Genomic DNA, 12439 nt, shown 5'->3' on the forward strand with positions numbered 1-12439 from the left:
ACAATCCTTTAGTCTCCATTTTCTAAAAGGTGGCTAATTGCACCAATACCGATACCAAGAATAGCACCACCCAATACTTCAATTGGCAAATGTCCAAGCATTTCCTTTAGTTCTTTTTCTCGTTTTCGATATTTATAATCTGGGTGATGCTGAGCCAATTTTTCTAGCTCCTCATACATATCATTTACAGCAATAGCAGTTTGTCCAGCTTGCCAGCGAATTCCCATTGCATCATACATAACAATTAACCCGAAAATACTACTAATACCAAAATCCATAGAAGAAATGCCTCGTCTTAAGCCGATATATGTAGTAAGTGATGTAACTGCTGCTGAATGGGAACTTGGCATATCCCCGGAACCGAACATCTTATTCCAATCCCAGACTCCTGTCTCCTTATAATGAAGTGGTACTTTTAAAAATTGTGCTGCACCAATCCCGATTAAAGCAGTAGTCATTGCGCGATTTAGCATAATTTCACCTCAAATTATTCATGTGCAATTCATACATAATTATGTATAAAAGGAGAAAAGTGGTGCCGATAAATTTGGCACCTAGAACCTTTTGATTTGAAATATAAATGTAATCCTATTTTGAAGTGAAATGTTGTATGATAAGTGAGAGATTTGACTTAATTTCTACGTAGGGTGATTGCAATGGGACAAAGGAAGAGACATGATTTTCAGCTAGAAGGGTTTAGCAATGAAATTAGTCAGGCTGTCAACGAGTTAGGGGAGTTGCGAGAGCTTGCGTTAGAGAATTATATAAGTACACTAATTAGGCGTACTGACGCAATAAAACTTGCTAATGAAATTCTCACCTTTCTTGAAGAGATGAACATTCAAAGTACCAAGATAACAGACAAAGATAAGAAGAAACATGCTTCTAAAATAGATGAGCTAAAGAATAGCTTGAAGAGAAAAGATTTAACTCCAATGGAAAAAAGATTCCTTTATGAAGAGATTTCTGAAATAATTCAAGATATGGAATCTATTCGTCGTTTTTGGTTACAAAAATCGATTACTGGTGTGAAATACGTTGGTGCAGCAGGAGCGGTTGTGGCAGCAGCACTTCTTTTCCGAAAAAGAAAATAATAGATAATTTCCACTTCTGTTAAAAGAGGTGGATTTTTTTGTCGGAAATTGTTGATTTTAATTGTTGTTTATCTTTATACTAAAATAACAAGTAACAAATATGTTGAAAAATAGAAAAAATTAAACATACTAACATGATTTAAATGGGGGGGGAGCAGTTTTGAGCATAACAGATGATAAGAGTAAAGCCATTACTCATTTACTTAACGGGACGATGATGTCTGTTAAAAATTCGATTCCAATTGAATCAAATTTTGGTAAACCTGAGCTTTCAGGTAAATCATTACAGCTCCATTTTGGTGTATTAATAGGTATTACTGGTGATGTGAGAGGCAAATTAATTTTATCAGGTGAAATGCAAGTTTTCAGTTCTATTGGAGAAGCAATGTTTGGTATGCCAATTCAAGAGGAGATGGTTATTTCACTAAGTGGTGAATTAGGGAATATCATTGCAGGAGGATTATCTACGAATATTGGGCAAAGTGGTTTGAAGACAGATATAACGGCACCAACGGTTATTGAAGGATCGACAAATTTATTTGGTTATGAGAAAGTCATTAGATTGCCATTAGAATTTCATACAGTAGGTGCGTTAGATTTATTTTTAATAATAGATTAAGTGATTTAGCAATGCGTTAATATAATGTGTTGCTTTTTTCATTGAAATTGCCTCTTTCTACCAATCTTGTAAAAACTCTTAAGATACTTGGTTTTTTACATAAAAACGAATAAACTATAATAATGGAATGAGAATAAAGTCTACTTAGAAGAATAAAATGTAATGAGTTAAATAAGAGGAGGGGAACATATGCTAGGTGCTATCACGAATTTTTTCGATCGAATGGTTCGAAGGTATTTACCTGATGCGTTTTTATTTGCAATTATCCTAACGTTCGTTGTGTTTATACTTGGTTTGATATTTACAGGTAGCTCACCAGTTAAAATGGTAGAGTACTGGGGCGGTGGCTTCTGGGGATTATTACAGTTCGCCATGCAAATGTCTCTCATAGTCGTGACAGGATATATCCTTGCTAATAGTCCGATAGTAAAAAAGTTTTTAGGAAAGATTAGTAAATTAGCTAATTCTCCTGGACAAGCAGTATTACTTGTAACACTTGTAGCATCCATTGCCTGTTTAATCAACTATGGGTTCGGTCTAGTAGTAGGGGCATTACTAGCGATTCACGTCGCAAAACGTGTACCTTCAGCAGATTATCGCCTACTAATGGCAAGTGCATATAGTGGCTTTTTACTTTGGCATGGAGGACTGTCAGGTTCAATTCCACTAGAGATTGCAGGAGATAAAAATATAGTAATAGAAAAAGTTGGTATAGTACCGGTTACGGAAACTTTATTTGGTGCTCCAAATATTTTTATTGTCGTTTCCTTATTATTATCGCTCCCATTGCTAAATAGAATATTGATGAAGTCAGCTAAAAAGGTAGGACAAATTGATCCTGAATTATTAGCATTACAGGCTAAAGCAATGGAAATTGATGAAGAAGTGCTAGAAACAAAAGAAGCAACAACTCCAGCAGAACGTTTGGAAAATAGTAGAATCATATCACTATTAATTAGTTTACTAGGATTAGCATTTGTTATTTATCATTTTGTGGAAAATGGATTTGATTTAAATTTAAATATAGTAAACTTTATATTCTTATTTTTAGGGATTTTATTCCATGGAACACCGCGTAATTTCTTGAATAGTGTGTCTGGTGCTGTGAAAAATGCGGGAGGGATTATTATTCAATTCCCGTTCTATGCAGGGATTATGGGTATGATGTCTAGTTCTGGATTGTCTGAACAATTATCCTTGTTCTTCGTTGATATTTCAAATGAATATACATTACCATGGTTAAGCTTCATCAGTGCTGGTATTTTGAATTTCTTCATCCCATCTGGTGGTGGACAGTGGGCAATCCAAGGTCCGATTATGATGGAAGCCGCTACACAACTTGGAGCAGATACTGCCAAAACAGCTATGGCTGTTGCTTGGGGGGACGCATGGACAAACATGATCCAACCTTTCTGGGCATTGCCATTACTAGCTATAGCTGGGCTAAAAGTCCGTGACATTATGGGCTTCTGCGTCATGGTACTATTATGGAGCTTTATTCCAATTTCAATAGGACTGTTATTCTTCTAGCGGGAATATCTAAGTATAAATAAAAAACAAATCTACTAGATAGGTTTGTTTTTTTATTTTATATAAAAAAGTTTTACTCAATAGTAAATAGGGTATATAGAACTAGAATTTTATGTTAAATTTATAATTTTACGAAACATTAAATATTTATTTTGTCAAATTATTGAATTATTATTGAATTGGTGTAAAATAGGTAATAAGTAATAGTAACTGAATAACAAGAATGTTGAAAAAGGCAAACTATTCGAAAGGATAGGACGCAAAGCTTAGGGTCTAATGTTGAAAAAACGATGATCGCCTGGCTACCAAAAACGGTTTTTTGGCTATTCACATATATGAATAGCTTTTTATTATGGTGGAAAATAATAAGGTAAAGTATACATACTCCCAAGGTTTACTAACTAATCTATGGTAACGATCCGTATATAAATGAGAATGATTTTTAAGTGGAGTGAAGGTAATGGAAATCATTAATAATAGATATAGGCTAAAAGAACTATTGAAACAAGAAAGGCATGTCATGGTTTACTCTGCATATGATATGCGTAACGAAAATAGAATTATTCTATTAAACTTACTAAATACTGAATATTTGCCGAAGTCTATTATTGACTTCTTTATTAATCGTTTTCTTGAAATTAAAAGTTTAACTAGTAAAGCAATTATTAAAAATTATAGTTTTAATACTGTTTCCTATATCGATAATAAACTACAAGCAGACCCACAGTACTTTTTTACTTCAGATTATATCGTCGGTACCAAAGATCTGTTCCATGTGACATATGAAATGAACTTTAAAGAAATAATAGAATGCTTTATTAAAATAAGCACGGCTGTTTATTATCTTCATTCTAAAGGTTTTATTTATAGTTCACTTAATCGTCATTCTATTCAACTGAAGGTAGAAGATGGAGATTATCAAGTATTACTTAAAGATATTGCTACTGTTCAGATGGAAAGATTAACCCATAGAGAGCAACTTGAAGACTCTGCCTACATCTATCCAAAAGTATTAGCGGGTATGCCGGAAGATGAAGAGTCGGATATCTATTCTTTAGGTGTAATCTTATTAGCTATGCTGACAAAAAAACCATCTTTAAACGATCCTAGAAAGGAATTAGCCTTACTTAAGGAAACAACAGACCCAAATATAACAAAAATAATTCCTGTTCTTGAAAACCTATTAAATACAGATAATGAGTATAGCTATCAGAATTTGTATGAATTAATCGTGGACCTTAACAACGCACTAGAAACAAACTATTCCATTATTAATAAGGAAGAATTTGATGGGTTAAATCTATATACAAAGCTTGTTGGTAGAGATGAGCATATTGAGGAAATAGTGAAAGCCTATGACAAAATGATTTCCTACCAACCAGGTAAGCGAATCTTTTTTGTACAAGGTGCTAGTGGTGTAGGTAAAACACGTTTTCTTCAAGAAATAAATTTTTTATTAGATTTGAGTAAAGCTAGTGTCTATTCTAGTTTTAGCCTAAATAACGCTTCCGCGGATAGTAAAGAAATGTGGATAGATATTTTACGAAAATTAATAATGGAAACAGATAATAGTATCGTTGAAAAATATAAAACGGAATTAATGAAGTATTTTCCTGAATTAATGGATAAAAATTATGCTAGCTCGCTTAATTATACGAATGAGCAAAATATGAAATATCGCCTTTTAAATAGAATTGCTGGGTTTGTAAATGAAAGTATACAAAATCATCCTGCAGTCATGATTATTGATAATATACATCTTGCTGATGATTTTACGATTGATACGTTTAATTATTTATGTACAGAAGTGTTAGAGAACACAAATTTAACGTTGATTTTCTCCTGCACAGACAGCGAGATTTCACCTAATTCTGTTGGATCTGAGTTTATTTATAACATGAAAAGACGCTCAGACTCCGAAACCATTCGATTAGAGCAATTAGATGAAAAACATACTGGAGAGATGATTAAAAGTATTTTATCTATTTCCTTTACACCTAAGAAAATTTCTCGAAGAATCTATCGTCAGTCATATGGAAATCCACTATTTATAACTGAAATTATGAAAGATCTATATAGCCGGCGTGTAATCTATATAAGTGATGAAACTGGAAGATGGCAAATTGATTTACCTGAAGAGTCAGGAGATTATAATTTACTGGATTTACCAGATAATATTGAGCATGCGTTAATGAATCAGTTGACGGACCTAGACCCATATAGTCAAGAGATTTTAAGAACAGTTTCTATCTTCTCCAAGCCGGTTTCTGCCGACGCAATAGCGACGTTTTTATCCCATAATGAACATCTAAATGAGCGGTTAGAGGATTTAATTAAAAAAGGAATACTACAACGTTTAATTGGGGACAGCTCTTATCTTTATGACTTTCGAACAAAAGTTTTGAAAAAGATTGTTTACGATAAAATTGACGAAGAGGAGAGAGTCGTAAAACATCAGCTTGCAGCTACTAGTTTAGAAGAGCATATTGATCTCGATAATAGCCTTGATGAACTAATTTATCATTTCACTAGTTCGAAAAATTTTGAAAAGGCAAGAACATATTATATAGAAAAAGCTGAGCAAATGAAAGTTAGTCGAAACACAAAAAAACAAATTGAGAATTTGCAAAAGGCTTTAGAAATAACTGAGAATAGAAAAGAAAGGATTAAACTAAATATTGAAATCGGGGATTTACTTACTGATACAGGTGAAACTAATTTAGCTTTTAAATACTTGGAGACTGCTGAAGAACATGCAATTGAGAGTGGCGATAAAAAGCTCTTATTAGAGACTTACTTGGTCCTATCTAATACAAGCCTTCTTTCCTATGATAATACTAAGTTATTAGGTTATATTGATAAAGTTGAAAATATTATAAACTATTTTCCGAGTAAAGCAGCTGAGCTAGAAATCAAACGAATCCGTGCAGTTTTACTTACCGAAGATAATCAAATCTTTGAGGCTCGCGAAATGTTTGAAGAGTTAATTGAAGAGTGTGGAGATCAATATAAAAAAATTAAGGGAAATGCTTATAGAACATTAGGGTTTATTTATGTTCAACTAGGAAAAGCAGATATGGCCTTAGAAATGTACCATCAGTCTAGTAAATTATTAGGTGAAATTAATAATGCTAGAGGTATATTATTCTCACTAAATAATATAGGTGCACTTTATGCAGAGGTTTATGATGATTTTGATAAGGCAATGGAGTACCACCTTCAAGTGAAAAGCCTTAGCGAAGAATATGGAATTTATACAAGTGAAGTATTTGCTCTGATTAATATAGCCGAGTCTTATTTAAATCAATATGATTTTGATACTGCTTTTGATCACTTTAATTTAGCTTTAACGAAAGCCGAGCGTCATAATCTCGTATTAGAGAAATATATGCTATTAAACTATTTAACACAAGTAAGTTTGGAAAGAAATAATTTTGCAGATGCACTAGACTATTTCCAAAAGTTAAAAAAGGATTTACATGACAATCCAAATAAAGGGTTTGATATTAGTAACTATTATCAGACTTGTGCTAGGGTTTATCAGGCACTTGGTAATTATTTTGAAGCAGAACGTTACAACCAAAAGATTATTCATTTCCATAGTGAACATGAAAATATTCTAAAGTATACTGCAACAGTTGATGTGCTGATAAATCAATTGCAAGGGCCAGGACGGGATTTCGATGATTATTTAGTGAAGCAAATACTAATCATTGCCGAAAAAATTACCAATAAGGCGGTTAATATTGAGCGACTATGTGAAGCTATTCAGCACTTAGGTAGAAAAGGGAAATATAACCTAACACAACTATTGCTTTCTAAAGTCGATGGTTACATTACTCAAGCTACACCATACAGACTACGGGCTGTATATGAGCATGCTAAAGGGATAGTAGAGTTTGGAGTAAATCGAGAAAATTCTATTAGCTATTTAGAAAGAAGCTTACATTTAGCCAAAAAATCGAAAAATAAGGAACTAACTGCTCGAATACAAGCAGACTTAGGAAATAGTTACTTTGTGTTAGAAAAGTATTATGATGCTGCTTACTATTACTTAGAAGGATTAGAAGGGGTAAAAGAGTTAATACAGCAGCTTCCTGATGAGTATAAATTAGACTATATTAACGGACGAAATTTTTCAAAGGAATTTTACCGATTAGCAGAAATTAAGAAATGGCTAGAATCAATACAAGAAAATATACTAGATACGGATGCAATAATTACGAAAGTTACATCTCTTGAAGAACTAGAGAGTGTCTTAAATGTTACTGTGGTCGATGACTTTATTGAGAATCAACAGTTTATGCAAAAAATTAGTAGTAAGTATATGGAGAAACTTTCAGATGGGATACTCCGTCAAGAGGATTTATTCAAGCACCTTGATAGTGATGTGTCCAAAAATCTAAAAATGATAGTGAAGTTTCTTGCTGGTAGATTACTTGCGACTAAAGGATATATTATTGCAGAAGAAAAAGGTCAAGAACTAACGGTACTTTCCTCTGTTGATGGGAGTAATGGTATACCTGATAATGTATCTATCTTTAATCGGGTAAGATCTACGATGAAGCCGTCTCTTCTATCAGGATGGGCGAACGATGATAAACTTGAACCACATTTTCTACCAGATGATAGGAAGGCTGTTTTATGTATTCCGATTATTAAGCGATTAGAAAGTCAGCCTCTTATTGGTGAGAATCAACAGATTTTAGGATATATCTATTTGGAAACCGATAGAATAGTAAATAATTTTAATCAACAAGGTCTAAAAAATTGCATGCAATTAGTGAATTTCCTCGTATTGCTATTGGAGAAACGCCAATTAACTATTTCTGCATCTATTGATAAATTAACGGGTGCACTGACGAGGAAATATTTAGAAGATGCCTTACAAAATACTTTAGAGTTTACGAGAAAAAATGGAAATGAATTCAGTATTATTATGTTTGACCTTGATAAGTTTAAAGGGGTTAATGATCGTTATGGACACCAAATTGGTGACAAAATACTAAGAGAGGTTTCCCAAATTATTTTAAATCATCTCGATCAGAACAGCTTTTTTGGTCGGTATGGTGGAGAAGAGTTTATTATTATTCTTCCATCAGTCAAAGTTAGTAAAGCGAAGGAAATCGCGGAAAAGCTTCGTTCCACTGTCCAAAGTCAAAAACTATTAGGTGATAAACACGAAGTAACGTTAAGTATGGGACTAGCGTCTTACCCGGAACATGGTCAAACCGTTCGTGAGCTAATTCTAAAAGCAGACCAAGCACTATATATGGCGAAAGAAAATGGGCGCAACAATTCTCAGGTTTGGCAAAAAGACTTTGAAGATAATGTGAAGCCTGCAAATAAATTAACGGGAATCATTTCTGGTGATGAAATAAGAGATGCTAGAAATGTACTAGCTTTAGTAGAACTAATCCAATTGACAAATGAGAGTATTACGGTAGAAGAGAAAATCTATCAATTCCTCGGTAGAATGATTGAAATTATTGAAGCACAATACGGATATATTTTACTGGCCGATGGTGAAACGATTACCCAAACTTATGGTAGAAAGTCTCAAGATGAGGATTGGGTAGTGGAAAATACGTTTAATCAAAAAATCATTTCGACTGTAATGAAAGAAGTTCGTGGTATATATACGATTGATTGGGAAGCTACGGAGAAAATTAATACCGTTAATGGATTACCTGATTGGGATTCTATACTAGCTGTACCAATTACCACAGGTAGGGAAATAAAAGGAGTTATGTATATTTCTGTCCCTGCAAGATTAAAAGAGTTTGGAGCAGATGAATTAAATGTACTGAATGTGTATAGTGAGTTAGTTGCGAATATAATATAGAACAATAATTAAGATGCTGGGACTAAATCACTTTTGTCCCAGCATTAATCTTATAATACTTGTTGAATTGTATATCCTTCTTCTTCTAAAATGGAACGGATATGGGGTTCTTGTAGTAGGTGAAGGCTACCAACGATAACAAAGTATGTCCTTCCACTATCTTCTTCTAAGAATGTCGCAATTTTTTCCGCCATGTTATAGTTTCGGTTATCATTTAACGCCTCTATATAAGCTTGCTCCTCTGCACTTGCTTCACCTTCAACCATAAAATAATTCAATAGTTTTTCCCCGTCACCCGCCTTATATAAGCTAAACATTTCTAACATTTGTGTTTCAAGTTCATCCATTTCAATTAGTGATTCCTCTAGCATTTGTACTTGGTATTCCGGAGATACTTCAGCAAAAATAGAAAGTTGGTCTTCAGCAGTTTCTAATGCGATTATATCTTTTTGGTCTTGTTCTGCCCGATTTAAGAAATACATGTCAACTCCATCAATAAACTTAAGCTTTTCTGTCATGAGATTTTGTATTAATGTAGAGTGAAACCATGGTTTATATTGTGCGAACATCTCAATAGAGTAACCTAATTCTGCATATGTGTGAACTAGTTCTTCATATAAATCTGTAGAAACGTGATCTTGAATAGTAGATCCATCTTCATAAATAGCATATTTCATATAGATTGCTTGCATTTCAAACATATCCATATTATTCAGATCCACTTCAGGAACAATTACATCTGCTTCTGCATAAGCTTCTTCAATTTTGCGATTTAAAGGAAAGAAGTCTTCTGTAGCTAAATGGATAGTCCCTTGTAAAAAAACGGTCGTATCACCATTTTGAATTTTCCATAAATATCCTCCAGGACCGTCTAACTCGCCTCGAACTTCAACTTCCACTTTAGTTATGACGGTTATATTTTTAGATTCAAGACGTTTTATGTCTGACTCTTCATAAGGATTCCCACCAACATATACTGTCTTTAAACTATCCATTTCTTCTAATGGCGATAAACTCTGTAATTGATTGTTTTGTAATTTAAGCTTTGTAACGGCGTCTAAATGCTCTATGCCGATTAATGATTTAATATGTTTACCTGATAAATCTAATTCTGTAATCGATTGTAATTCTTCTACTAAAATGTCATCATTTTCTTTGTTAATTTCTGCACGAATAATTTTTTCAAGTTGGTAATCCTCAAAATAAACACTATCTGTTCCATCGTTTTGACAGGCAGCCAAGAAGATAAAGAGAACGATCATTAAACTACGAAGCAAAAACCTCAAAAAATCTCCTCCAGTGTTGTTTATGTTTTAACAGTATTTTCCACCACTATATCAATTGAAATGATATTGAGCAACTTACACGTCGTTAAATAATTTTTATGGATTGCTTTTAGTTGAAATTTGGCATATGATACGTATTTGGGAATTTAATAATATACATTAGGAGATGGAAATCTTGAAAGGGATTTTTCAACATAAATGGTCTGTTATTGGAATAGCTGTCTTCTGTTCTATTTTATGGGGGAGCGCTTTTCCAGTTTTGAAGGTTAGCTATGAGGAGTTACAAATGGCCCAAGATGATATAGCTGCCAAGATTGTATTCGCAGGTGGTCGATTTTTACTAGCTGGATTAATGGTACTGCTTTTTCTAATGTTTAGTACCTGGAAGCGGATAAAGGTCACGAGAAGGCAATTTTTCGTATTAATCATATTAGGTATTGTGCAAACATCGTTGCAATATTTCTTTTTCTATAATGGACTTGCCAATGTTACGGGGATGCAAGGTGCGATTCTTTCATCTGCTGGGACATTTTTTACCGTATTGTTAGCTCACTTCTATTATAGGAGTGACCGTATGAACTGGAGGAAATCAGTTGGACTGATTTTAGGTTTTGTAGGAATAGCTGTAGCTAATTGGGGGCAAGAGTTCCAAATTAGCTTTCAGTGGGACGGAGAAGGATTTATGATTTTATCCGGATTAACTGCTGCAATTGCAACAATAATGGCTAAGGAGCTAGCGACAGGAATCCATCCTTTTGCGATTACAGGTTGGCAATTAACAATTGGTGGTTTCATCATGCTAGTGATTGGATTTCCTTTCTTAAAGGAAGGAGATATTATTTACACACATTTTGGGTTAGGCCTATTTATTTATTCTGCACTTCTTTCTGCTTTAGCATTTGCGCTTTGGTACTCGTTACTGAAGTATAATAACGCTGGAGAGTTGAGTATGTATAAATTTATTGTACCGGTTTCTGGAGCGATTTTATCCGCAATCTTTATTCCAGGCGAAAGGCTAAATAACTTTATCCTTGTAGCGATTGCTTTAGTGGCTATTGGTATTATTATCGTAAACTACCATAAAAAAGCGTAGAATACTAGAATGTCCTCTTACCTAATTCGGTGGAGGCATTTTTTAGGTAGGGGAAATTACATTATTTTTAATTTAAATTAGTAAAATGAGTCTTTATAACTATATTTCTACCAATTAATGGGAATTTTATGGGTGTATATTCCTTTTTTAATGGGGAATTTTTGTAATAAAACGTTACTAACGTTGGCTCGGTGTGAGTCAAATTGACTATTTATTTCGTATTAGTGTTTTATGCACAATTGACAGTTTTTGGATTTACATTAAAATGACATAAGAGTAAACAACAAAGGGGATAGTTTTATGAAAAAGACATTATTATTAGTTACAGGGCTTGTACTAGCAATGGTACTTGTAGCTTGTAGTTCACCAGAGGCAGATGAAGTATTAGAATACCATAATGCTGTGGTAGATACAATTCATCCTAAACTAGATCAATTAACGAGTATTTATGATCAAATGAATTCTGTAGAAACAGAAGAAGAAGTAATTGATATGTATGATAATGAAATAATTCCATTAGTTAATGAAATAATCGGATTTTATGATTCCCAAACAGCAGAACATGATGCAACAAAAGAATATCACAAACTGAATCAAGAGTTGGCTAGTTCTATTGAAGCAGCTGTCTTAAAAGAAAAAGAATTTTTTGATGCTCTAATTGATCCAAATATTTCAGAAGAAGAATTGTTAGCTTTGGATGCTGAGGTAGTGGAATTAAATACTATATCAGAAGAGAAAAGTGATGCAGTTGCAAAGCATTATGATCACTTAATAGAAGAATTTGACTTTTTAGAAGAAGATGAATAGGCTTTAAATAATATAGGCTGATAGCTTAGTAGTGAAACTGGCTGTTAGTCTTTTTTATTGTATTTTAAAGAATAATGGCTCCATTTATTTCATAATCTGGTATATATGAATCCTTTGTTCGTAGAATGAAGGATATTGATATTTTACAGAAAATATAGGAAAATG

General features: G+C 33.4%; 8 protein-coding genes and 1 riboswitch. Of the genes, 6 read left to right on the forward strand and 2 right to left on the reverse strand.

Annotated elements, in window-relative coordinates; genetic code table 11:
* Positions 1-8 precede the first annotated feature (8 nt).
* Complete coding sequence (locus AB1K81_RS12320; protein WP_412976950.1) at positions 9-473, reverse strand: divergent PAP2 family protein; 465 nt, start codon at positions 471-473, stop codon at positions 9-11.
* 183 nt (positions 474-656) lie between these two features.
* Between AB1K81_RS12320 and AB1K81_RS12325 the strand changes: the two genes are divergently transcribed.
* The 4 genes from AB1K81_RS12325 to AB1K81_RS12340 all read left to right on the forward strand — a co-directional run bounded on the left by AB1K81_RS12325 (position 657) and on the right by AB1K81_RS12340 (position 9088).
* Positions 657-1094 carry a hypothetical protein gene (locus AB1K81_RS12325; protein WP_412976951.1) on the forward strand — a complete coding sequence of 146 codons (438 nt, stop codon included), beginning with the start codon at positions 657-659 and terminating at the stop codon, positions 1092-1094.
* A 160-nt stretch (positions 1095-1254) separates the two neighbouring features.
* Positions 1255-1713: a chemotaxis protein CheX gene (locus AB1K81_RS12330; protein WP_412976952.1), complete on the forward strand. Its 459-nt coding sequence runs from the start codon at positions 1255-1257 to the stop codon at positions 1711-1713.
* Positions 1714-1902: 189 nt separating this feature from the next.
* Positions 1903-3243 carry a short-chain fatty acid transporter gene (locus AB1K81_RS12335; RefSeq protein WP_412976953.1) on the forward strand — a complete coding sequence of 447 codons (1341 nt, stop codon included), beginning with the start codon at positions 1903-1905 and terminating at the stop codon, positions 3241-3243.
* A 224-nt stretch (positions 3244-3467) separates the two neighbouring features.
* Positions 3468-3553, forward strand: a riboswitch (cyclic di-GMP riboswitch).
* 150 nt (positions 3554-3703) lie between these two features.
* Positions 3704-9088, forward strand: coding sequence for a diguanylate cyclase (locus tag AB1K81_RS12340; protein ID WP_412976954.1), 5385 nt, complete (start codon positions 3704-3706; stop codon positions 9086-9088).
* Positions 9089-9138: 50 nt separating this feature from the next.
* Here AB1K81_RS12340 and AB1K81_RS12345 read toward each other — a convergent pair whose 3' ends face one another.
* Entirely contained in the window at positions 9139-10374 is a 1236-nt protein-coding gene (locus AB1K81_RS12345; protein ID WP_412976955.1) for a TraB/GumN family protein, read from the reverse strand.
* A gap of 175 nt (positions 10375-10549) precedes the next feature.
* On the opposite strand from AB1K81_RS12345, the gene AB1K81_RS12350 reads away from it, so the two are divergent.
* Both AB1K81_RS12350 and AB1K81_RS12355 read left to right on the forward strand, forming a co-directional pair.
* The gene (locus AB1K81_RS12350; RefSeq protein WP_412976956.1) at positions 10550-11467 is read left to right on the forward strand and encodes a DMT family transporter; all 918 of its coding nucleotides are present in this window, start codon (positions 10550-10552) and stop codon (positions 11465-11467) included.
* 300 nt (positions 11468-11767) lie between these two features.
* A complete protein-coding gene (locus AB1K81_RS12355; RefSeq protein ID WP_412976957.1) occupies positions 11768-12274 on the forward strand; it encodes a hypothetical protein in 507 nt (168 codons plus the stop codon).
* Positions 12275-12439 lie beyond the last annotated feature (165 nt).

It is taken from the genome of Ornithinibacillus jepli (genome assembly GCF_047228935.1).
Classification (GTDB): domain Bacteria; phylum Bacillota; class Bacilli; order Bacillales; family Amphibacillaceae; genus Ornithinibacillus.